The 25089-nt window shown below is 37.1% G+C and carries 16 protein-coding genes; 11 read left to right on the top strand and 5 right to left on the bottom strand.

Annotated features, from left to right (window positions below; all coding sequences use genetic code 11):
* The first annotated feature begins 108 nt into the window (after positions 1-108).
* From dapF to AC0L0O_RS22195, 3 genes are all read left to right on the top strand, one after another.
* Complete coding sequence (gene dapF / locus AC0L0O_RS22205; RefSeq protein WP_000077385.1) at positions 109-975, top strand: diaminopimelate epimerase; 867 nt, start codon at positions 109-111, stop codon at positions 973-975.
* 41 nt (positions 976-1016) lie between these two features.
* Positions 1017-1370, top strand: coding sequence for a HesB/IscA family protein (locus tag AC0L0O_RS22200; RefSeq protein WP_000573825.1), 354 nt, complete (start codon positions 1017-1019; stop codon positions 1368-1370).
* Between the two features lie 227 nt (positions 1371-1597).
* Positions 1598-1951, top strand: coding sequence for a YxeA family protein (locus AC0L0O_RS22195; RefSeq protein ID WP_000833158.1), 354 nt, complete (start codon positions 1598-1600; stop codon positions 1949-1951).
* A gap of 28 nt (positions 1952-1979) precedes the next feature.
* Here the strand turns inward: AC0L0O_RS22195 and AC0L0O_RS22190 are convergent, their stop codons facing one another.
* Entirely contained in the window at positions 1980-2441 is a 462-nt protein-coding gene (locus AC0L0O_RS22190) for a 2-thiouracil desulfurase family protein (protein WP_001982685.1), read from the bottom strand.
* Positions 2442-2520: 79 nt separating this feature from the next.
* On the opposite strand from AC0L0O_RS22190, the gene AC0L0O_RS22185 reads away from it, so the two are divergent.
* Positions 2521-3408, top strand: a complete 888-nt coding sequence (locus AC0L0O_RS22185) for a helix-turn-helix domain-containing protein (protein ID WP_001982661.1) — start codon at positions 2521-2523, stop codon at positions 3406-3408.
* Positions 3409-3418: 10 nt separating this feature from the next.
* Here AC0L0O_RS22185 and AC0L0O_RS22180 read toward each other — a convergent pair whose 3' ends face one another.
* Together AC0L0O_RS22180 and AC0L0O_RS22175 are read right to left on the bottom strand one after the other, a co-directional pair.
* Entirely contained in the window at positions 3419-4666 is a 1248-nt protein-coding gene (locus tag AC0L0O_RS22180) for an MFS transporter (protein ID WP_000391912.1), read from the bottom strand.
* 175 nt (positions 4667-4841) lie between these two features.
* Positions 4842-5321, bottom strand: a complete 480-nt coding sequence (locus AC0L0O_RS22175) for a GyrI-like domain-containing protein (protein ID WP_000606654.1) — start codon at positions 5319-5321, stop codon at positions 4842-4844.
* 443 nt (positions 5322-5764) lie between these two features.
* Here AC0L0O_RS22175 and AC0L0O_RS22170 point away from each other — a divergent pair, with 443 nt between their 5' ends.
* Positions 5765-16360: an isopeptide-forming domain-containing fimbrial protein gene (locus AC0L0O_RS22170; protein WP_473786133.1), complete on the top strand. Its 10596-nt coding sequence runs from the start codon at positions 5765-5767 to the stop codon at positions 16358-16360.
* Positions 16361-16478: 118 nt separating this feature from the next.
* On the opposite strand, the gene AC0L0O_RS22165 is transcribed toward AC0L0O_RS22170, so the two are convergent.
* Positions 16479-17468: an NAD(P)/FAD-dependent oxidoreductase gene (locus tag AC0L0O_RS22165; RefSeq protein WP_000829779.1), complete on the bottom strand. Its 990-nt coding sequence runs from the start codon at positions 17466-17468 to the stop codon at positions 16479-16481.
* A gap of 462 nt (positions 17469-17930) precedes the next feature.
* Between AC0L0O_RS22165 and AC0L0O_RS22160 the strand changes: the two genes are divergently transcribed.
* From AC0L0O_RS22160 to pepA, 5 genes are all read left to right on the top strand, one after another.
* Entirely contained in the window at positions 17931-19139 is a 1209-nt protein-coding gene (locus AC0L0O_RS22160) for an NAD(P)/FAD-dependent oxidoreductase (RefSeq protein ID WP_000856616.1), read from the top strand.
* Positions 19140-19262: 123 nt separating this feature from the next.
* A complete protein-coding gene (locus AC0L0O_RS22155; protein ID WP_000415298.1) occupies positions 19263-19769 on the top strand; it encodes an NUDIX hydrolase in 507 nt (168 codons plus the stop codon).
* The gene (locus AC0L0O_RS22150; RefSeq protein ID WP_000027007.1) at positions 19766-20083 is read left to right on the top strand and encodes a YuiB family protein; all 318 of its coding nucleotides are present in this window, start codon (positions 19766-19768) and stop codon (positions 20081-20083) included. Before AC0L0O_RS22155 ends, AC0L0O_RS22150 begins: the two co-directional genes overlap by 4 nt.
* An 86-nt stretch (positions 20084-20169) precedes the next feature.
* A complete protein-coding gene (locus AC0L0O_RS22145; RefSeq protein ID WP_000920105.1) occupies positions 20170-20796 on the top strand; it encodes a 3D domain-containing protein in 627 nt (208 codons plus the stop codon).
* A gap of 146 nt (positions 20797-20942) precedes the next feature.
* Complete coding sequence (gene pepA / locus AC0L0O_RS22140; RefSeq protein WP_000487985.1) at positions 20943-22427, top strand: cytosol aminopeptidase; 1485 nt, start codon at positions 20943-20945, stop codon at positions 22425-22427.
* A gap of 82 nt (positions 22428-22509) precedes the next feature.
* On the opposite strand, the gene cdaS is transcribed toward pepA, so the two are convergent.
* Positions 22510-23115 (bottom strand): sporulation-specific diadenylate cyclase CdaS, encoded by a 606-nt coding sequence (gene cdaS / locus AC0L0O_RS22135; RefSeq protein ID WP_001158742.1) that lies wholly within the window; start codon positions 23113-23115, stop codon positions 22510-22512.
* 143 nt (positions 23116-23258) lie between these two features.
* Here cdaS and AC0L0O_RS22130 point away from each other — a divergent pair, with 143 nt between their 5' ends.
* Positions 23259-24983 (top strand): phospho-sugar mutase, encoded by a 1725-nt coding sequence (locus tag AC0L0O_RS22130; RefSeq protein ID WP_001104191.1) that lies wholly within the window; start codon positions 23259-23261, stop codon positions 24981-24983.
* Positions 24984-25089: the final 106 nt, after the last annotated feature.

Below are 25089 nucleotides of genomic sequence, written 5' to 3'. Positions count from 1 at the left end.
CTCATCGCCAAATGTTGTCAAATATGAGAAACGGGGGACATTCATATTGTGTTCTAAAAGCGTGCATTTTATACTTAACATAACAAATTATTTTTGGAGTGAATACAAATGAGCCAATTTTCTTTTACAAAAATGCATGGTCTTGGCAATAGTTATATATATGTAAATATGTTTGAAGAACAAATTCCTGAAGAAGATTTAGCTCTTGTCGCTGAAAAGGTTTCAAATATTAATACTGGTATTGGAGCAGATGGAATGATTTTAATTTGTCCATCTGACGTAGCACCTGTGAAAATGCGCATGTTTAATAATGATGGATCAGAAGGAAAGAGCTGCGGTAACGGTTTACGCTGCGTAGCGAAATATGCGTATGAGCATAAACTAGTAGAAGATACAGTCTTCACAATTGAAACGTTAGCTGGCATTGTAACAGCGGAAGTAACGGTAGAAGAAGGGAAAGTTACGTTAGCGAAAATCGATATGGGAGCACCTCGTTTAACACGTGCAGAAATACCGATGCTTGGTGAAGGTGAAACACCATTTATTCGTGAGAACTTCTTATACAATAATCATCGTTATGCATTTACAGCTGTTTCAATGGGAAATCCGCATGCGGTTATTTTTGTGGATGATGTAGAACAAGCACCTCTTACAACACTTGGACCAGTTCTTGAGACACATGAAATGTTCCCAGAACGAGTAAATGTTGAATTCATTGAGATTTTGAATGAGGAAGAGATGAACTTCCGCGTTTGGGAACGTGGATCTGGTGTAACACAAGCTTGCGGAACAGGGGCGTGTGCTGCAGTTGTAGCCTCTATTTTAAATGGGAAAATGGAACGTGGTAAGGAAATTACAGTTCATTTAGCTGGCGGCGATTTAATGATTGCATGGACAGAAGAAGGCAACGTGTTAATGAAAGGACCAGCAGAAGTAATTTGCCACGGAGTGTATGAGTACAAGATAGAAGCGTAAAGATGTATAATAGAACGAGAACAGAAAGGATGGTGTATTTCATGATTGAAGTAACAGAACAAGCAGCTTTTCAAATTAAAGATATGTTAAAAGATGCTGAAGATGGAGAGAAGTACGTGCGCCTTGCTGTACACGGCGGCGGATGTAGTGGTCTTTCTTACGGCTTAGGATTTGAAGTAGAACCAAAAGAAGACGACACAGTTCTTGAGTTTTTCGGTGTTGAATTTGTTATCGATACAGAAAGTGCTCCAATTGTTAAAGGAGTAAAAATTGATTATAAACAATCTATGCTTGGCGGCGGATTTACAATCGACAATCCAAACGCAATCGCATCATGCGGATGTGGATCATCTTTCCGTACAGCATCGAATGCTGGTAAGCCAGAAGAGTGCTAAGTTTTTAGGTGAAATAGAGAAAGACCTTTTTAGCGATGGAGTGCAATCGTTAAGGAGGTCTTTCTTTTGCTATAAAAGTCCAATTGGTGACGGCATGAAGGTTTCTAAAGTGAAGAAATAATTACTATCTTACAAAAGTGTAATGTTCATGTCATGTTTTTGAATTTCTTCTTTAAGCTCTGGGCTTTAAGATAACAATATAAGAAAAAACATATGAGGTGAAGGAAATGAAAAGATATATTGCACTGTTTAGTATTTTAGTTGTATTTGCGAGTCTTTTAGTTGGCTGTGATTTAAATCGTATGGGTAAAGATGAGTACTACGTTCAAATTACAGTAGATGGAAAAGAGTATAATGGTAAGTCTGATAATGGAGAGCCATACAAACATTTTGAGTATAAATTAAAAGGGTTTGATAAAGACGGAAAAGAAAAAGAATTAGAATTTAATGCTCAAAAAAATCTTCGTAAAGAAGCATTCTTACGCGTATACAATTCAGATAAAAAAGGTGTAACAGCTTGGGAAGAAGTTAAGAAAGACGAGCTTCCTGCAAAAGTGAAAGAAAAATTAGGTGCAAAATAAGATAGAAAAAAGGAATTGACGAACAGGGTCAATTCCTTTTTTGATTCTCAAAATCCTCTTCTGAAATGACTGTAAATCCATGTCTTTTAAATAAAGCAGTTGTTACCCCGTAACCAGTTTGTTTATTCCCGTTAAATTCTCCCGTGTAAATGGTAGAACTACCACAAGATGGACTACGTTCTTTCAAAATAATATATTCTGGGTGTAAATTTTTGATTTGTTCTAGCGCTTTATAAGCACCGCTCACGAAAGATTCCGTGACATCTTTACCATCTTTTGTCATCACTTTCGCTTTTCCATCCAAAACGTCATCGCCATTCCCGCCAATAATTTCAGCTGAGGGACGAGGCGTTGGCAATCCACCTAATACTTCAGGACAAATGAGGACTGTATCTTCTTTTTGCAGGAGCTCCTCTATTTTTGAAATGAGATTGTCATTTCCATCATAACGACAAGCAATACCACCTAAACAAGCGCTAATTACGATCATATTTTCATCTCCAATAAAAAATATTAATTACCACGCCAAATTCCCTTCCGATTCCTTATTTATAAGTGAGGTGATAAAAATGGGAAGCTTATATAATTTAATGAAACCATATAGTGAATTTCGAAGTAAAGAAGAGTTTAATACATATCAAAAACAAGTTTTGAAGTGCTACCGATTTCAATTAAATAAAACGGATGCTACTATTATTCATTTTTTAGGAAAGTATGCAGTGAATGAGAAACAGAAAACAGTGGGGGTTGCTTGTCCGTTAATGGAGACGATTGCGACGAATGTTGAAAAAAGTATTCGTACAGTACGCCGCTCCATTGCAAAGTTAGAGGAATTAGGAATTATAAAGCGTGTTGCAACGAAAGAAAGACATAAGCGCGGCGGGTATAGTGCGAATCTATATGTTTTTCTTGTATCTGCAATTGACCGCATGGATGACCGTATGAAATTGTCCGCATGTGAAAGTGAGAATGATGCAGCTGGCTGTAGTAAAAATAAGCAAAAATATGAGGGGGAAACAATTCTTTCTAAAAACATTCCACAAATAAAAGAGAAAAGAAAAGGAACGTACGAGCTTGATGAGACGTATTGTCGTCACGATATACCGAAGCCTTTTATATACGCACTTCTGCCGATGACGAGTAATCCGAAGAAGATTAATATATTTTGGAGCAAGGTGGAACTTGCGTATAAAAAGAGCGGGTTATTAGAGCAAGGTGTTTTACTGGAGCAAATATTAGCTGATGAAGAAGTGTATGGAAATTTCATTTGGCGAGTAAAGAGTGTTGTGAGAGCTTATAAATACGGAGAAATCCGTAAAAATGTAAAGGCACTTTTATATAGTACAGTGCGGGATTTATTTTTAGAGGTTGGATTAGAATGGGGAGCAGCACTGAGAAGAAGTAAGGGGATACCGTTATTTGATCCGTTTAAAAAGGAGCCATGCGTAAATGCATGACTCCAAGTAGTTAATCAAACTTTCTTACAACTGGAACACGAATCGCTACAAATAGTACAAAGACGATAACGGCAATTGCACCACTTTTCATAACGGTTACGATTGGAATTCCTATTGCAAGTGCGATTGATGTGAATGCATAAGAGAGTGGGATAAAGCCCATTGATGATAGCATAAGTAAACTCATTACTCGCCCCATCATTTCTTCTTTTACTGTCGATTGAATCATCGCCATAAGCGGAACGATAGCCATTGCAATTGTAATACCGTAAAACATGCCGGCTAATAACGCTTGCCATAGTACAGTGCTAAAGTTGATAGATAAGAAGAATACACCAGACAGTAGCATCATGATAATGCAAAATAGACCGCGTCTACGATTAATATTTTTTAAACCGACAATGACAGCGCCTATTGCCATTCCGCCGCCGACAGATGCTTCTAAGTAACTAAACTGAAGCGAATCACCGTGTAGAACATTTTTAACGAAAAGCGGGAAACCGACTTGCATCGGACCGATTAAGAATAAGTTTAAAAATGCACTACAAATAAGGAAAGTTGAAAGGAATGGAGATTCCTTTACATATAAGATCCCTTCTTTAATAGAAGTAAACATGCCCTTGTCTGTATTTTGCTGCTCTGGCATCGTAAATTGTATTTTTTGAACGAGTATGGCTGCGACAATGAGTAATAAAATTGTAATCGAGAAAATCGTTTCATAGTTCGTAAATTTGATAAGAATGCCGCCAAGTACAGGGCCTAATATGACCGATGCTTGGTTTGTCATTTGTGTAAGTGAGTTTGCTTGTGTTAACCGGCTTTTTTCTACAAGTTCAGGTAAGATAGATCCATCAGCTGACCAGAAAAAAGCATCAGCAAGTCCAAAGAATAAAGCGAATAAAGCAAATGTATATAGTGTTACATCACCTACGATGAACCATGTGAGGATGGTTGCGACGAGAATAGCACGAATAATATTAGAATAAAACATAATGTTTTTTTTCGGGAATTTATCTGCTACAGCGCCGCCGATAATCATAAAAATAAGCCTTGGAACACTAAGAGCTACGAAAACAACACCGAGTGATGCCTCAAGGTTTAATGTTTTTGCTATGTACCACGTTTGCGAAAAAGTAAAAAAGGCTAAAGCGAAACTTGAAAAAAGAGTAGCTGCCCAAAGAAAAAGGAAGTTCGCATTTTTTAATAGCGGTTTTCCGCTTCCTTCTAAAGCAGATTTATTTTGTTGTAGTTCCTCCATATTGCTTCCTTTCTATGTACCGATTTTAGACTAAAAAACCTATTAACAATCGTTTTATACAGTTTCTAATATTTCTATACTGCACTTTCTCATTGTAGACAATTATGTTGAATTTGCACAGTGGCTATTTAACGACAAAAAAGAAGATACCAAATGGTATCTTCTTTTTTGTCGTTTAGGCTAATGCAATATAAATATCCAATTGTGCGTTGTTTGGATCTGTTGCTTTTTCATCGTATAGCTCGAAGTCTATTGTGAAAGCACGTTTATTTTCTTTTGACCATTTCCAAATATATTCCCAAGCCTCGCAAACGACTTCAGCAACTGGTCCCTTTCTCGTTGTAAATACCGCATACGTAGCGGCAGGTATTGTTAAAGTTGTCATAGTTTCTGGAACGTCTTCTAATGAAGAAACGGGCATGCCAATTGTGTATTTATATGTACCTGTTTCATCTGATTCGTAATTTGAGTAGAAAGCGAATGTTTCTTTCGTTTGTTGATTTGGAATGTGGTGCATCATTTGTTCTTGGAAGTACCGGTTCCAAAGCCCGGGAATTTTTCCTTCAGTAGATGCCTCTTTTTCATTTGTTGTCGTAATCGAAATGCCGATTGCTTGGAAAGCTTCTTTTTTTACGATGATAGGTTCGTTTATCATGAAAAATTCCTCCTTTATAATAAGAACGTTTGTTCTTGTTATAATGTAACATATTTTTACATATAACGGTTACTATTTTTCGAAAATTTTAATGATAAATAAGAAACTGAAATAAGTAAAAAATGGTAAATTTATCATTGTATGTATAAATAGATTATGGAGTATGTTAAGATTTTTATGTATCCTTTAACTGTTATATAAACCTATATCATAGGGGATTTTTACTATAAGTAAAAAGTGGTAGAGGTTTATATGAGTATCCGATATATATACTATTTTTGATAAATTAAAATAGTAATATTCTATGAAATTTATATTGTTGAAATAAAGATTTCAACGATAGATTTTCATAGGACGGATTGTTGCGAGTGGATATATATTGTTATGTTTTCGTCTATAAGTAGACGGATAGCAAATATATAGAAAGGAGAAAGGTAAAAAATATGAAGAAATCGTTGAAGTGTTTTAATGTCGTAACAATAATCGCACTTCTCCTATCCATCACCTTGCCTTCACCTAGTGCTTTTGCAGAGATAAATAAGAAGAACTGGGATGAGTTACAAGGAAATGATGTGAGAATTAAGGCAGAGCAAGTAAATGCTGAGATATATAGGGGAGAAGTAGCTGAGAGGGAGCACGTATTTCAATATACGATTGAAAATACGGGAGATACACCAATTCAAGAATTGGTACTTAAACAAAATAATGAAAATGAAATTACGTTCCTCTCGCAATCTATGAAAGTAAACGGAGAGAAGTTACCTGAAAATAAAGTAGCGGATTTCTATGTAGAGGAAAAAGATAAGGGAGGAAAGCTTCTTTCTTCTAATCTTAAAATTCGAGATTTAAAATCACACGAAAAAATGACTGTGTTAATAAAAGCTAGTCGCACGCAGCATTTTAATAAAGAATACAAACAAAAGATTAGTGTACAAAAAGATCAAGTACAAATAGGGAGCATGTCCTTTGATGTGGAAGGGATTCCTTCTGAAGACAAGGTAGAAGCTACTGCTGATGATGAGGCTGACAGTAGTAAGAAATCAGTAGTCCCATCTGTTAATAATACAACTAAAAAAGTTGATGAAAAGCTAAAAGTATCTGTAGAAGATACAAATAACCCTACATCCAACACAGAACTGGTAAAGCAACCAGTAACTGAAGCTGAGAAACAGCCAGAAAAAGAGGCAGCAAAGCAGAGTAATGCAGAAGTACAAGCTGCGTCAGAGAATGCTTCAAAGGTTCAAATTCAGGTAGGAGATAAGCAAGGGTTTGGAGATCCGTTGTATTCCGTAATTACTGCTGGTGATTTAGTGCAGACGGGTAATGTGACGCTTGGTTTGACCACAGATCACTATGGAAGACAAAGTTTGGGGTATAAGACGAATAAAATGACTGTGGACGTTGATAACGATGATAGTACCTTTAATTCGTCAACAGGAGCTTTTCCTACTATTCCCACTGGAAGTAAAGTGAAAAAGGCCTACCTATTTTGGACAGCAGCAATGGGGGTACCAGGAAATATTACTGATAGAAAAGTTACTGAGGATCAAGTAAGGCAACCAGTCAAAATGAAAATGGGAAATAAGCAATACGCTGAAGTAAGTGCTGATAGCATACGCAAAGCGGATTATTTACCTTATATTTCTAATTACTCAGGTAGTGGTGCTGGTTATGTCGCATATGCAGATGTAACAAATGTAATTGCACAGCAAGGTATTTCTCAAACGTTGACAGTTGCGAATGTACCACAAATTAAAGATGTAACAGGTGGCGGCTATTACTGGGGCAATTGGAATCTTATATTAGTTTATGAAAACTATAAAGAAACCGTAAAAGATATGAAAATTTGGGAAGGGTTAGTTTCTCAAAAAAGTACAGCTTGGACGGATGTTAGTGTTAATAAAATAAACACACCAAAAGAAGGTGCTTTTAAGGCGAAATTTAGTTATTTTTCATCACAAGGTGATCCAGCTGAGAAAGATGGATATGCATATGATTATGGAGAATATGATTTTGGTGCTGGATATATAAAGATAAAAAATATTAACGGTAAAGACAATGACGCGAATGATTCATCTATGACAGAAGTTCAAGTAGACGGCACGAATGAATTTGTTACAAAAAAATATCCAGGATATAATCCGGATTGGACAAATTCATTTAGTACAGATATTCATACGTACCATTTCGAAGGACCTAATCAAGTGAAAAATGATTTAAAAGAAGCAAAAATGCGTTTTAGAGCAAATGGTGCTACTGGTGATATTTACGTACTAAACAACGCCACATTCGTTACAGAACATAATGCGCCAAACTTACAGGTTGATAAAAAGGCGTTAGATAGTGCTGGAAAAGAAATTAAGGAAGTTAAAGCTGGCGAAGAGATTACGTACAAAATTGAAGTGAAAAATGATACGAAGAACAATCAAGCGCCGGTATCTAATGTAAAAGGCTTTGATAAATTAGATGATCGCTTAGAGTATGTCCCAGGATCCATTCAATATGTTACTGGTAGCAATACAGGACAAAAAACAGATGATGCAAGCGATGATGAAGCAGAGTTTGTAAATAATCAAATTGATTTCCGTATTGGTGAAGGGGCAGATGCTAAAGATGGTGGTGTTTTAAAGCCTGGTGAAAGTGCCATTCTTACATTTAAGGTGAAAGTGAAAGAATCTATAAAATCAGATACAACAGTAAAAAATGTCGTTGCTGTAAAGGGACAAGATAGTGCCGAGATAAAGTATGAGAGTGAAGACGATGCAAATGTTACGGTCACGACTCCAAAAGAAGTTCCTGGAGAGATAGAAGCGAGAAAAATAGCTTCTAATAAATCACCGAAGTTAGGTGATGAGGTAGAGTATCGTATTACATTTAAAAATAAAGTAAAAGATGGACGTCTAGATGTATTGACGATTGAAGACGAATTACCGAGTAGTCTTGAGTATGTGAAAGATAGTTTGAAAGCAGAAGGTGTACAGCCAGAGCCAGTAGAACTGAAATTTGAAAATGGAAAAATCATTGCAAAGTATCCAGCAATTACGGATATGGAAGAAAGAAGTATCGTCTTTAAAACAAAGGTAAAAGAAACTGCAAAAATTGGTGAAGAAATTGTTAATAAAGCAATTGTTAGTGATAAAACAAATCCACCAAAGAATATAGAAGAAAAGATTACACCGCAGCATAAGGCCGGCAAGATTGATGCAAAGAAAAAAGCAACAAATAAGAAGCCGAAGCTAGGAGAAGAATTTGAGTATCAAATTAGCTTCAACAATACGGTGGAAAACGGAAAACTAGAGGCCGTTACAATAGAAGATGAAATTCCAGCTAACTTAGAATTTATTCAAGGTAGTGAGAGAGCTGAAGGTGCTGGACCAAGTCCAGTAGAGTTAAAAGTAGAAAATGGTAAGGTAATCGCAAAATATCCAGCAATTACGGATACAAAAGAGCGAAGCATCATTTTTAAAGTGAAAGTAAAAGAAGAAGCAAAAGCAGGAGAAACAATTGTTAATAAAGCAGTTGTGAGCGATCCAAATGGTCAGTCTGAGCATCCAGAAGAAAAGGTTACGCCAGATTATAAAGACGGTAAAGTAGATGTAGATAAAAGTGTAACGAATCAAACACCAAAACTAGGAGAAGAAGTGGAGTACCGCATTACATTTCATAATACGGTAGAAAATGGAAAGCTAGAAAAGGTAATGATAGAAGATACATTGCCTGCAGGTGTTGAATACGTGAAAGATAGTTTGAAAGCTGAAGGCATCAAACCAGAGCCAGTAGAACTAAAAATGGAAAATGGTAAAATCATTGCAAAATATCCAGAAATTATGGATATGGAAAAAAGAAGTATTGTTTTTAAAGTGAAAGTAAAAGATTCGGCAAAAGTAGGGGAGGCAATTGTAAATAAAGCAATTGCAAAAGATCCGAAACATGATCCTGTGGATGCAAAAGTTGTTATTACGCCGCAAAGTAAAAAAGGTGAAATCGCTGCTACAAAGGTAGTTAATAATGAAAAGCCAAAGCTAGGAGAAGAAATCGAATATCGAATTAGTTTTCATAATACGGTAGAGAATGGAAAAATAGCAGAGGTACGAGTAGAAGATACAATTCCAAAAGGTCTTGAATATGTAGAAAATAGTATTAAGGCCGAAGGGGAAGCGCCGAGTCCAGTAGAATTAACAGTTGAAGCTGGGGTAGTTAAAGCTAAGTATATCGATATTACGGATACGAAAGAAAGAAGTATCGTCTTTAAAGTAAAGGTGAAAGAAGAAGTAGAAGTAGGTAAAGAAATTGTGAATAAAGCAATTGTTGATGATACGAAACATCAACCAATTGAGCCGGAAGAAAGAATTACCCCACAACATAAAGATGGGATAATTAATGCGGCTAAGATAGTAGATAATCCATCACCAAAACTAGGAGAAGAAGTGGAATACCGAATTAGCTTTAAGAATACGGTAGAAAACGGAAAACTAGAAAAGGTAAAAATAGAGGATACAATCCCTAACGGTTTAGAGTATGTAAAAGGTAGTGAAAAGGCGGAAGGCGATAAACCAGCTCCAGTAAAGTTACACGTGAAAGATGGAAAAGTTATCGCTGAATACGAAAATATTACAGATACGAAAGAAAGAAGTATCGTCTTTACAGTAAAGGTGAAAGAAGAAGCGGAAATAGGCAAGGAAATCGTCAATCAGGCAATTGTTGATGATACGAAAGATTCGAAAAAGCCAGAAGCAAAAATTACGCCATTACACAAGGACGGAAAAATTAAAGCAAAGAAAAGCGTAAATAATGAAACACCGAAGTTAGGAGAAGAAGTAGAATACCGAATTAGCTTTAAAAATACGGTAGAGAACGGAAAACTAGCAGAGGTGAAAATAGAAGATACTTTACCAGAAGGTTTAGAGTATGTAGAAAATAGTTTGAAAGCAGAAGGTGCCGGACCAAATCCAGTAGAGTTGAAAATGGAAAATGGGAAGGTACTGGCGAAGTATCCAGAGATTACGGATATAGAAGAAAGAAGTATTACTTTTAAAGTAAAAGTAAAAGAAGAAGTAAAAGTCGGTGAAAAAATCGTCAATAAAGCAATTGTTGATGATACGAAACATGATCCAATTAACCCAAAAGCAGAAATTACTCCTCAGTATAAAGATGGGAAAATTGAAGCGGAAAAGGTTGTGAATAATCCATCACCGAAGTTAGAAGAAGAAGTAGAATACCGAATTAGCTTTAAGAATACGGTAGAGCATGGAAAGCTAGCGGAGGTAATAATAGAAGATGATTTACCAAATGGATTAGAGTATGTGAAAGGTAGTTTACAAGCGGAAGGTTCTAAGCCGAATCCGGTGGAATTGAAGTTTGAAAACGGGAAGGTACTGGCGAAGTATCCAGAGATTACGGATACAAAAGAGAGAAGTATCACTTTTAAAGTGAAAGTAAAAGGTAACGTGAGCGATACAATTATCAATCAAGCAATTGTGAGCGATACGAAACATCCGCCAGAGACACCGAAAGCAGAAATTATTCCGCAGCATAAAGACGGAAAACTTGAAGCGAAAAAAGTAGTAAATAATCTATTACCGAAGTTAGGAGAAGAAGTAGAATACCGAATTAGCTTTAAAAATACGGTAGAAAACGGAAAACTAGCAGAGGTAAAAATAGAAGATACTTTACCAGAAGGTTTAGAGTATGTAGAAAACAGTTTGAAAGCAGAAGGTGCCGGAACAGATTCAGTAGAACTGAAATTTGAAAACGGTAAGATACTGGCGAAGTATCCAGAGATTACGGATACAAAAGAGAGAAGTATCACCTTTAAAGTGAAAGTAAAAGATGAAGTGAAAATTGGTGGGAAAATCGTCAATAAAGCAATTATTGATGATACGAAAAAAGAGCCAGAAACACCGACGGCAGAAATTACTCCGCAGCATAAAGACGGAAAAGTGGAAGCGGAGAAGACGGTAAATAATCCATCACCAAAGTTAGGAGAAGAAATAGAATACCGAATTAGTTTTAAAAATACGGTAGAAAACGGGAAACTAGCAGAGGTGAAAATAGAAGATACTTTACCAAATGGATTAGAGTATGTGAAAGATAGTTTACAAGCGGAAGGTTCTAAACCGAATCCGGTAGAACTGAAAGTGAAAGATGGAAAAGTAATCGCAAAATATCCAGCTATTACGGATATAGAAGAAAGAAGTATCGTCTTTAAAGCGAAAGTAAAAGAAGACTTCAAAGTTGGTGAAGGCATTGTCAATAAAGTAGTTGTTGATGATACGAAAGATCCAAAGACTAGAGAAGTAACGGTTACACCAGAATATAAAGACGGTAAGCTGAAAGCTGAGAAATTTGTAAATAATAAGAAGCCGAAATTAGGAGAAGAAGTAGAATACCGAATTAACTTTAAAAATACGGTAGAAAACGGAAAACTAGTAGAGGTTAAAGTAGAAGATGAAATTCCAGCTGGACTAGAGTACGTAGAGAACAGTTTACAAGCAGAAGGTTCTAAACCAAATCCGGTAGAACTGAAATTTGAAAACGGCAAGGTAATGGCAAAGTACCCAGTAATTACAGATACAAAAGAAAGAAGTATTGTCTTTAAAGCGAAAGTAAAAGAAGAAGCAGAAATAGGCAAGGAAATCGTTAATAAAGCAATCGTAGTAGATACAACACATGAGCCAGAAAAGCCTTATGTGGAAATTACGCCGCAATATAAAGACGGCAAGATTGTTGCGGAGAAAGTGGCGAATAATCATAAACCGAAACTAGGAGAAGAAGTAGAATACCGAATTCGTTTTAAAAACACGGTAGAAAACGGGAAACTAGCAGAGGTAAACATAAAGGATACATTACCAAAAGGTTTAGAGTATGTAGAAGGCAGCATCACGGCAGAAGGTTCTAAACCGAAACCAGTAGAACTTAAAGTTGAGAATGGAAAAGTAACAGCAAAGTATCCAGCAATTACAGATACAGAGGAAAGAAGTATTGTCTTTAAAGCGAAGGTAAAAGAAAGCGTAAAAGCGGGAGAAGAAATCGTAAATGAGGCGATTGTAGATGATACAAAAAATGTACCAGAAGAGCCTTATGTACCGATTACACCGCAATATAAAGACGGAAAAATTGAGGCAAGAAAAGAAGTAAGTAATTACGAACCGAAGCTAGGCGAGGAAATCGAATATCGAATTATTTTTAATAATACGGTGAAGGATGGAAAGCTAGCAGAGGTGAAGATAGAAGATGAAATTCCAGCTGGCTTAGAGTTTGTACAAGGAAGCGAAAAGGCAGAAGGTGCAGAGCCAAAACCTATGGAGTTGAAGGTAGAAAATGGTAAGGTGATTGCAACGTATGCAGAGATTATGGATACGGAAGAAAGAAGTATTGTCTTTAAAGTAAAGGTGAAAGAATCAGTTACAATAGGAAAGGCTATTACAAATAAAGCAATTATTCATGTGGATGATCCAAATCACCCTATAATTGAACCGACAGCTAAAATTACACCGCAATATAAAGATGGTAAAGTTAAAGCTGATAAAAAGGTAAGTAAAAAAGATCCAAAGCTGGGGGAAGAAATTGAATACCGCATTTCATTTCATAATACGGTGAAAGATGGAAAGCTAGCAGAGGTGAAGATAGAAGATGAAATTCCTTCTGGTTTAGAATATGTGAAAGATAGTCTAAAAGCAGAAGGTGATGAGCCGGCGCCAGTAGAGTTGAAAGAAGAAGCTGGTAAGGTTACCGCGAAGTATGAAAATATTACTGACACGAAAGAAAGAAGTATTATCTTTAAAGTGAAGGTGAAAGATTCAGTTGAAGTGGAAAAAGCAATTGTAAATAAAGCAATTGTTGATGATACAAAAAATCCACCAGAGCGACCAGAAGTAGATATTACACCGCAGCATAAAGACGGTAAAGTTAAAGCCGATAAAAAGGTAAGTAAAAAGGATCCAAAGCTAGGAGAAGAAGTAGAATACCGAATTCGTTTTAAAAATACGGTAGAAAACGGAAAACTAGCAGAGCTGAAAATTGAGGATCAATTACCAGCTGGCTTAGAGTATGTGAAGGATAGTTTAAAAGCAGAAGGTAATGAACCAAATCCAGTAGAGTTAAAAGAAGAAGCTGGAAAAATTACAGCGAAGTATGAGAATATCATTGATACAGCGGAGCGTAGTATTAGCTTTAAGGTGAAAGTAACGGAAGCAGTAAAGGTCGGTAAGGAAATCGTGAATAAGGCAATTGTGGATGATCATAATCCAAAGAATCCTCCGCAAAAACCAGAAGCGATTATTACGCCGGAGTATAAGGATGGAAAACTAAAAGCTGAGAAAACAGTAAATAATCCAGCTCCAAAATTAGGAGAAGAAGTAGAGTATCGAATTACATTCCGTAACGTAGTTGAGCATGGAAAAGTAGCGAAGGTGAAGATTAAGGATGAATTACCAACGGGCTTAGAGTTTGTAGAAGGTAGTGAAAGAGCTGAGGGAGCGAATCCGAAACCGTTGCATGTGAAAGTGAAAAACGGAATCGTCCTTGCAGAGTATCCAGAAATTGTGGATACGAAAGAAAGAAGTATTATCTTTAAAGTAAAAGTGAAAGAAAAAGCTAAAGTAGGCGAGGAAATTGTGAATACGGCGGTTGTGGAAGATACAATAAATCCACCAGAGCAACCGAATGTCACTATTCAGCCTCAATATAAAGATGGTGCATTACAAGCAGAAAAAACAGTGAGCAATCAGGAACCGAAGTTAGGAGAAGAAGTAGAATATCGAATTAGCTTTGAAAATACGGTAGAGAACGGAAGGCTAACTGAGGTAAAGGTAGAAGATGAAATTCCAGCTGGTTTAGAATACGTACAAGATAGTATAAAGTCTGATGGGCCCGAACCAAATCCAGTAGAACTTAAAGTTGAGAATGGAAAAGTAACAGCAAAGTATCCAGAAATTACGGATATGAAAAAAAGAAGCATCATCTTTAAAGTGAAAGTACAAGAAACGGTACAAGTAGGAAAAGAGATTATAAACAAGGCGATTGTCGATGATAATAATCCGACGACTCCGCCAGTTGAGTCACTTATACCAATTACACCGCAATATAAAGATGGGAAACTAGAGGCAAGGAAAGAAGTAAGTAATCATGAACCGAAGCTAGGAGAAGAAATCGAATATCGAATTACTTTTAATGGCACAGTAGATGGCGGGAAGTTAGTTGATGTGAAAATTGAAGATGAAATTCCAGCCGGTTTAGAATATGTGAAAGATAGCCTGGAGGCTGTAGGTGATAAGCCTGTACCAACAGAGCTTAAAGTAGAGAATGGAAAAGTAACAGCGAAGTATCCAGAAATTACGGATACGAAAGAAAGAAGTATCATCTTTAAAGCGAAGGTAAAAGAAACAGTAAAAGTTGGAGGGGAAATAACAAATAAAGCGATTATTCATGTGGACGATCCGAACCATCCAGTTATAGAACCGACAGCGACAATAAAGCCAGAATATAAAGATGGTAAGTTAAAAGCAGCGAAGGCAGTAAGTAATAAAGAACCGAAGCTAGGAGAAGAAGTAGAATACCGAATTAGCTTTAAAAATACGGTAGAAAACGGAAAAGTAGCTGAGGTAAAGGTGGAAGATGAAATTCCAGCTGGTTTAGAATACGTGCAAGATAGTCTTAGATTTGAAGGTGCTGAGCCAAATCCAGTAGAGTTAAAAGTGGAGTTTGGAAAAGTAATCGCGAAATACCTAGACATTGCGGATAGAAAAGAACGTAGTATTATTTTTAAAGCAAAGGTAAAAGAAACAGTTGAAACTGGTGAGAAAATCGTGAATAAAGCGATTGTGGGAGATACAATAAATCAACCAGAAGAACCGGTTGTTTCAATCACACCGCAGTATAAAGATGGCATGCTTAAAGCGGAAAAAGAAGTAAGTAATAAAGAACCAAAGCTAGGAGAAGAAGTAGAATACCGAATTAGCTTTAAAAATACGGTAGAAAACGGAAAGCTAGCAGAGGTTAAAATTGAAGATCAATTACCAGATGGCTTAGAGTATGTGAAAGATAGTGTCAAAGCCAAAGGGGCAATAGAAGTAAAAGTAGAGAATGGAAAGTTAACTGCGAAGTACGAAAATATTATAGATACAAAAGAAAGAAACATTACTTTTAAAGTGAAAGTAAAAGAAAAAGCCGGTGAAGAAATTGTAAATAGAGCAATTGTTGATGACGGAATAAATCAACCGCTTGAACCAACAGTCTCAATTAAGCCGAAAGAACCAGAGGTAAAACCGGAGGATCCGAAAGAGCCAGAAGTGAAACCGGAAGATCCGAAAGAGCCAGAAGTGAAACCGGAAGATCCGAAAGAGCCAGAAGTGAAACCGGAAGATCCGAAAGAGCCAGAAGTGAAACCGGAAGATCCGAAAGAACCAGAAGTGAAACCGGAAGATCCAAAAGAACCAGAGGTAAAACCGGAAGATCCGAAAGAGCCAGAAGTGAAACCGGAAGATCCAAAAGAACCAGAAGTGAAACCGGAAGATCCGAAAGAACCAGAAGTGAAACCGGAAGATCCGAAAGAACCAGAGGTGAAACCGGAAGATCCGAAAGAACCAGAAGTGAAACCGGAAGATCCAAAAGAACCAGAGGTGAAACCGGAAGATCCGAAAGAACCAGAAGTGAAGCCGGAAGATCCGAAAGAACCAGAGGTGAAACCGGAAGATCCAAAAGAACCAGAAGTGAAACCGGAAGATCCGAAAGAACCAGAGGTAAAACCGGAAGATCCGAAAGAGCCAGAAGTGAAACCGGAAGATCCAAAAGAACCAGAAGTGAAACCGGAAGATCCGAAAGAACCAGAGGTGAAACCGGAAGATCCAAAAGAACCAGAAGTAAAGCTGGAGAAACCGGAAGTAAGATTGGAAAAATTAATTAAAGAGCCGCAAGTAAAAGTAGAGAGAGAATTACCGAAAACAGGGGCAGCGTCTCCGTGGATGGTCTCAGTTGGTGCGGGAATTTCATTCTTAGTTGGCGGAGTATTATTTGTATTAGGTAGAAGAAGAAAACAATAATTCTTTTTAGATGAAAAGCACAATGAGTTCGATTTTGTATCGGATTCATTGTGCTTTCGTTTTCTGATATAAAAGGAAAAGCTCCTTCCATGCGTGGAAGGAGCTTTATTTTTGTATATTAAAACATACTAGAGCTGTGCATCGGTTGAAGTTTTGCGTTTGGATCGAAGTAAGCTTTCGCATTGTTTACTGCGGTTGGTGCTTCACCAAAGCCGCAAGCAATGAGTTTTACTTTTCCTTCATATGTACAAATGTCACCAGCAGCGTAAATGCCAGGAATATTTGTTTCCATTTTCGAGTTCACGAGAATGCTGTTTTTTTGTATATCTAAGCCCCAGTTTTTAATTGGGCCAAGGGAAGAAACGAAGCCGTAGTTTACGATTACGTCATCAACATCGATGATAATTTTTTCTTCCGTTTTTACATGCTGAAGAACGACTTGTTCAATTTTGTCATCACCAATGAGTTCTACTGGGACGTACGGTGTGCTTACTTCTGCACGAGAGTTCATTAAGCTTTCTACGCTATGTTCATGCGCACGGAATTTATCACGGCGATGAACGATTGTAACCTTGTCAGCGATTGGCTCTAACATCATTGTCCAATCAACAGCTGAATCGCCGCCGCCAAATACTACGACGCGCTTACCAGCAAATTTATTCATATCATCAACGAAATAATGTAAATTTTTCTTTTCGTACTTTGCTGTCCCTTCTAATTCTAAGCGGCGTGGTTGGAAAGCACCGTTACCAGCAGTAATAATGACTGATTTAGAATAGTGAGTTTGCTTATTTGTAACAAGTTTAAATATACCGTCAGCTTGTTTCTCAAGCGTATCAACAGCTTCTTCTAAGCAAACGGTTGGATCAAATTTCTTCATTTGCTCTTTTAAGTTATCAACTAACTCTTGTGCACGCACTTTCGGGAATCCAGCTACATCATAAATGTATTTTTCAGGGTAGAGTGCGGATAATTGTCCTCCAAGCTGAGGTAAGCTTTCAATAATTTTTACACTTGCTTGTCTCATACCGCCATAAAATGCTGTGAATAGTCCTGTTGGACCACCACCAATAATCGTTATGTCGTAAACTTTTTGATTTTCTGCCACTTTCATTCCCCCTATAGATGGAATTTTGATATTGATTTCATATATTGTTCATATGTACACGAAAATCCTGCAAATGATAATACTTTCAAATAAATGATAGCATATTTCAGTTCATAATACTTCTGAAAACGACTGAATTGTGTGTAAGTTTTCGCATAGACACTTTTTAATTGTATAAAATATGGAGAAAGGAAAATACATGAAAAAAAGGCTGAAAAACCCTTGAAAACGCTATGTTATTTTAAAATATTGATAATTCTCCAGACGCTTGAATTCTGGAATAAAACCGACTAATATAGGGAAGTATTATGTTAAATTTCTATGACAAAATTCGTACGATTTTTTGACTGCATTTTGTTATGATATAGAATGTGATAAATTCCACATTCTTGACAAATAGAGTTTTTTTGTACTTGGTATTATTTTTTATTACTATTATATAAAGAAAAGGGTTGTGATTTGGTGAAGACTCCAAAAATCGTAGTTTTAGGTGCAGGTTATGGCGGGATGATTACGACTGTTCGTCTGCAAAAAGCATTATCTGTAAATGAAGCTGAAATTACGTTAGTAAACAACAACAGCTATCACTACCAAGCGACTTGGTTACATGAGAGCGCAGCTGGTACATTACAAGATGAAAAAATCTGTCTAGATATTCAAGACGTTATTGATACAAATAAAGTGAACTTTGTACAAGACACAGTAGTAGAAATTAAAGCTGCTGAAAAACGTATTATCTTAAAAGATGGCGAGTTAGAGTATGACTACTTAGTAATCGGTCTTGGTTTCGAATCAGAAACGTTCGGAATTACAGGACTAAAAGAGCATGCATTCTCAATCGCTAACATTAATGCAACTCGTCAAATTCGTGAGCATATGGAAGCTAGTTTCGCTAAATATGCAACTGAAAAGCGCGATGAGTTAGTAACAATCGTTGTTGGTGGTGCTGGATTTACTGGTATCGAGTACGTAGGTGAGCTTGCAAACCGTGTTCCTGAACTTTGCAAAGAGTACAATGTACCACGTGAAAAAGCACGTATCATCTGTGTAGAAGCTGCTCCAACAGCACTTCCAGGTTTCGATCCAGCGTTAGTGGAATATGCTGTAAAACAACTTGAGAAAAAAGGTGTAGAATTCCGCATCGGTACAGCAATTAAAGAAGCAACTGAAGAAGGCATTATCGTTGCAAACGGTGATGATACTGAATTAATTAAGTCTGAAACAGTAGTTTGGGCTGCAGGTGTTCGTGGTAATGGTATTGTGGAAGAGTCTGGCTTTGAAGCAATGCGCGGACGTGTAAAAGTTGATGAGTACATGCACGCTCCAGGATACGAAGATGTATTCATGGTTGGTGACGCAGCGTTAATCATTAACGAAGAAATTAACCGTCCATACCCACCAACAGCACAAATCGCAATTCAACAAGGTTACAACATTGCACACAACTTAACTGTGTTAGTTCGTGGTAAAGGCGAAATGAAGAAATTCGTATTTGATAATAAAGGCTCTGTATGTTCTTTAGGTCATGACGATGCAATGGGCGTTGTTATGGGTAAAAAGTTAACAGGTTGGAAAGCTTCTTTCATGAAGAAAGTTATCGATAACCGTTACCTATTCTTATTAGGTGGACCTTTATTAGTTCTTAAAAAAGGTAAATTAAAGTTCTTTTAATATATAGTAGAAAAAGCAGAAACGGCTAAGAGCTGTTTCTGCTTTTTTCATTTCAAAAATATAGTATAATATATAAAAAAGAAAGAATATTCTGTCCGTTCTAGTGGAGGAGGGTATGACATCATGGAGAAACGAGGGAAAGTGTGGTTAGCTGTCAGTGGCCTAGTAGCTACAAAAGATGGAAGGTGGCTGTTCGTTAAGAAAAAATACAGTGGATTAAAGGGGAAATGGTCTTTACCGGCTGGTTTTGTAAATGAAGGTGAGACGATTGATGAAGCTGTGAAACGCGAAGTGTTAGAAGAGACAGGTATTGTCGCTCATGTGAAGGGGATCATTGGTGTTCGATCGGGCGTAATTCACAATGAGATTAGTGATAATATGATTATTTTCCTTTTGGAACCTGAAGGGGAAAACATTATTGTACAGGAGAAGGAATTGTCTGAAGTAGCATTTCTACATCCAGATACGATTGCGGACGATCCAAATACGTCTGTGCTTATTACATATTTGTTAGAAAGAAAGTCAGAATTACATCTTGAAATGGACAAAACATTAAATCCAGGAGAGCAGTTTGGTTATACGGCCTATCACGTATTTACAGCGCATACGAAGGAGAGGGAGAAAGAGTGAGTATACCGGTACTACTTATTTCAATGATGTTATTTTTTATTTTGTTTTTTGGAATTGGATTTTTACTCAATATGATATTGCGAGCGACATGGGTAATGGTTATTGTGTATCCAATTGTTTGTATACTTATTATTAATAAGGCAAGTGTGTGGGATTATTTTTCAAAGCCAAAAGAAACATTTTCTTCATTTGGGACAAGTGTATCGCATTTAGGACAAGCAGATGTGTTTATTTTATCTACTGGATTGGTAGGTGCTGCTTTAGCGGGAATCGTAATTAAGAAACTTCGGAAAAGCGGATATCAAATGTTTTAATCTCCAATGCAATTGGAGATTATTTTTTTGCATATTCCTTCATCGTATAGGGAATGATTAACGATGAAGGAGTGTGGAATATAAAAATGTTAAAACGATATTGTATTCGCATTATGATGACTTGTTTACTTGCAATTGCATTATGCGTAACATGGAATGCTTTCACAGGAGTTTCTTTATTAGAGATTGTACAGAAGTATGAGGGAACGAGTGCAAAAGAAGTACATGCAGCAGAAGTTAAGAGAAATGTTGCTCCGAGTAAAGAAGTGATAAATGCTTTAGAGCAGGCAAACGACTGGTCTAAATATCGTTCAATTGAAATGACAGCAACAGGTTATACGTCGGGAATTGAGTCAACTGGTAAGAGGCCGGGACATCCGGAGTATGGTATTACATATTCAGGTGTTAAGGCGAAAAGGGATTTATATTCCACAATCGCAGCGGACTTACGCGTATTCCCAATTGGAACAATCTTATTCGTACCAGGTTATGGGTATGGTGTAGTAGCTGATAAGGGCGGTGCAATAAAAGGAAACCGTCTTGATTTGTACTATGATACGGTGAAAGATGTTTATAGCCAATGGGGTAAGAAAAAAGTAAATGTATATGTAGTTAAGATAGGAAATGGTAAGTTTTCAGAAGAAGAGTTAACGATGTTAAACCAAGATGAGACGATGCAAGTGTTTCGCGGACAATATTTAAAACAAAGATAGTCTAGTGGTAATTGCGCTAGACTTTTTTTATTTTATATTGGAGGAAATAGGGACTAGATAGAATGTAACAGAAGTTAGAATTGTCGCATTTTATCGAAAATAAAGTTATAATAAAGGTAGAGTAGAGAAATTTAGGGGGTCTGAACATGTTCCAAGTACAAAAAGAATTAGCAAGCCATGAAGCGGTGGTTGTTGCCTTATTTGAGGAAGAGAAAACGAGTAGCTTTGTACAAGAACTGGACAAAGCGTTTGAAGGACAATTACAAGTTTTATTAGAAGAGAAAGAACTTTCTACGAAGAAGAAAGCTATTTCAAAAGTACATAGTTTAGGAAAAACAGATGTGAAACGTTATTATTTCGTTGGTTTAGGTAAGAAAGAATCTTATACGACAGAAACATTACGTTCGGCTCTTGGTAAGACGTTTAAAACACTGCAAGCAGCAAAAGTACAAGATGCAGCAATCTTACTTGATTCTTTCGTAACAGAGAAATTAGACGCGATTGATGTCGCTCATATTGCGGCAGAAGTACAAGGCCTTGGTACATATGAGTTACAAACGTATAAATCAGATAAAAAGGATCGTGTAGAGTTAGAAAAGTTTACGGCTATTACAGCGGAAGATGCACAGGAAATTGAAGCGGCATTAACAGTTGGCTACGTACATGGACGTGCAACAAATTCAGCTCGTACACTTGTAAATATGCCGCCAAACGTATTAACAGCAACAAAGCTTGCTGAGTATGCTGTTGAGTTAGCGGAAAAGTATGATATGGATTATAAAGTTCTTGAGAAAGAAGAGATGGAAGAGCTTGGTATGGGTGCATTACTTGCAGTAAACCAAGGTAGTGTAGAGCCACCAAAAATGATCGCTCTTATTTATAAAGGAAAAGAAGAGTGGACAGATGTTATTGGATTCGTTGGAAAAGGAATCACATATGATACAGGTGGTTATTCTTTAAAACCACGTGAAGGTATGGTCGGTATGAAAGGTGATATGGGCGGTGCAGCTGCTGTATTAGGTGCGATGGAAATTATCGGTGAACTTCGCCCAGAGCAAAATGTGATCGCTGTTATTCCATCAACAGATAACGTTGTAAGTGGTACAGCATTTAAGCCAGACGATGTAATCACATCTATGAGCGGAAAAACAATTGAAGTATTAAATACAGATGCAGAAGGTCGCTTAGCATTAGCTGACGGTATTACGTATGCGAAAAAATTAGGTGCAAACTATTTGATTGATGTTGCGACATTAACAGGTGGTGTAATTGTTGCACTTGGAAATCATACGACAGGTGCGATGACAAACAATGAAGAGTTGTTTGAGCAAGTACTAGAGGCATCTATGGAAACAGATGAATCTATTTGGCAATTACCGATTTTTGATCGTGATAAAGAGCGCGTGAGAAACAGTAAGTTTGCTGATTTAAATAACTCACCAGGCCGCGAAGGACATGCGGTTATGGCAGGTACATTCATAGGTGAATTCGCTGAAGATACACCTTGGGTACACTTAGACATCGCTGGAACATCTGAATCATCAGGAGCGCATGATTTAGGACCAGCTGGAGCAACAGGTGCAATGGTACGTACACTTGCAACACTTGTTGAACGTTTCGGCGAAGAATAAGATTATAAGAGAAGGCTGTTCCTACATTTTGGAACAGCCTTTTTATTGATATATGTGGTGTTACGGCTGATGTAATTTCACTTTATAAAGAAATTGTATATAACGTCCCGTTTAAAGCAAATGAAGTGCGGCCCGTTTCTTCAGAGACAACTAAAATAAGTGCATCGCTTTTTTCTGATAAACCAATTGCAGCTCTGTGACGTGTTCCTAGCTCAGGATCAACTTCTGTGCTTCTTGTTAATGGAAGGATATTAGCAGCTGAAACAATATGATTATTTTTAACGAGAACGGCTCCGTCATGAAGAGGGTTACCTGGATAAAAAATCGACTCGAGCAGTGGTGCGGTTAAATGAGCGTTTAACGTTGTTCCAGTTTGAATACAAGATTCAAGTGTCTCGTTTCGTTCCACAACAATAAGAGCACCATGTTTTCGGGCGCTTAAATGTTGGACAGCTGTTGTAATGAACTGTGAGCTTTCCGTATAAGGTGATAAATACGCTTGAATATAGTATGTAGCTGCCAGTGTTTGTACATTTGCTAACATATGATGAATATCTTCCATCTTGCACAAAATACATTCATCTTCTTTATCAATTGCTTGCCTCATAATTGATAATTCTTTTTCAGCAATTTCAATCATTTGCTTTGTTTGTATTTTGAGCTCTTCTGACAAGCCCCATTCTTGCATAATCCTCATTCCCTTTAGTGGAGTATTTAATCATAGTGTATACAAATATTCCTAGTAAAATCCTGTTAGATTGTAAAAAATATTGAGATACAGGTTGTTTTTTTCATATAATAAAGGTATGACAAGCGAGAGGAGATAGAAATATGAACTGGAAACAAGAATTTAGTCGCTGGCTTTCATATGCAGAGTTAGACGCAGAACTAAAAGAACAGTTAGAAAACATGAAGCAAGATGAGAAAAAAATCGAGGACAGCTTTTATAAAAATCTAGAATTTGGCACAGGTGGTATGCGTGGTGAACTTGGTGCTGGTACGAACCGTTTGAACGTATATACAGTTCGTAAAGCAACACAAGGATTAGCGAAGTTTATTGAAAAGTTAGGTGAAGAAGCGAAGAAGCGCGGTGTTGTTGTAGCGTATGATTCTCGCCATAAATCACCTGAGTTCGCAATGGAAGTAGCAGCTACACTTGGTGCACATGGTATTACAACATATGTGTTTGAAAGCTTACGTCCAACGCCAGTGCTTTCTTTCGCAGTTCGTCATTTACATACAGTGAGTGGAATCGTTCTTACGGCAAGCCATAATCCGCCTGAATATAACGGTTATAAAGTATACGGTGAAGATGGTGGGCAATTGCCTCCAAAAGAAGCTGATGAATTAATTAGCTACGTAAACGCAGTAGAAGATGAATTAACAGTTGAAGTTGCTGATGTAGAGCAATTAAAAGCTGACGGTTTATTACATATGATTGGACAAGAAGTAGATGATGCATATGCTGCAGAATTGAACAATGTCATTATTAATAAAGAAATGGTACAAAAGGTTGGGAAAGACTTAAAAATCGTCTTCACACCACTACACGGAACATCAAATCTTTCTGTACGCCGTGGTTTAGCAGAAGTTGGATTTACAGATGTAACAGTTGTAAAAGAGCAAGAGTTACCAGATCCGAATTTCTCTACAGTGAAATCACCGAACCCAGAAGAGCATGCAGCGTTTGAGTATGCAATTCGTGACGGTGAGAAGGTAGGCGCAGATGTGTTAATCGCAACAGATCCTGACGCAGACCGCCTTGGTGTAGCAGTTCGTAATCATGATGGTGAGTTCCAAGTATTAACGGGTAACCAAACAGGTGCATTAATGCTTGATTACTTATTATCTCAAAAGAAAGAAAACGGAACGCTTCCAGAGAACGGTGTTGTATTAAAAACAATCGTAACGTCTGAAATTGGCCGTACAATCGCGAAAGCATATGGTTTAGATACAGTTGATACGTTAACTGGATTTAAATTTATCGGTGAGAAAATTAAACAGTATGAAGAAAGCGGCCAATACGAATTCCAATTTGGTTATGAGGAAAGCTATGGTTATTTAATCCGTCCATTCTGCCGTGATAAAGATGCAGTACAATCTGTTCTATTTGCATGTGAAGTAGCTGCATACTACAAATCACAAGGTAAAACGTTATACGATGGTCTATTAGAAGTGTTTGAGAAGTACGGCTTCTTCCGTGAAGATCTTGTATCGTTAACGCTAAAAGGAAAAGATGGAGCAGAACAAATTCAAGAAATGATGGCAACATTCCGTGAAAATCCTCCGAAAGAAGTAGCTGGCTTAACAGTTGTAGCAGTTGAAGACTATAAAGCGAGCATCATTACATCTTTACAAGATGGACATAAAGAAGAGATTCACTTACCGAAATCAAATGTGTTAAAATATCAATTAGAAGATGGTTCTTGGTTCTGCCTACGTCCATCTGGAACTGAACCGAAGATCAAGTTCTACTTCGGTGTTCAAGATAATTCTTTACAAAATAGTGAACAAAAGTTACTTACTATTAAAGAAGATATTATGAATCGTTTATAATATAAAGTAATTTTAAGTAGTAGGAAACAAAAGGGAGCGAAATCTCCCTTTTGTTCTATGTAAGGAAATAATCGTTATTGATTCTGACAGAAGAGAGGGTATTTTG

Source organism: Bacillus sp. GS3m_15504, from assembly GCF_055825275.1.
This window is presented reverse-complemented; position numbering and strand designations above follow the sequence as displayed.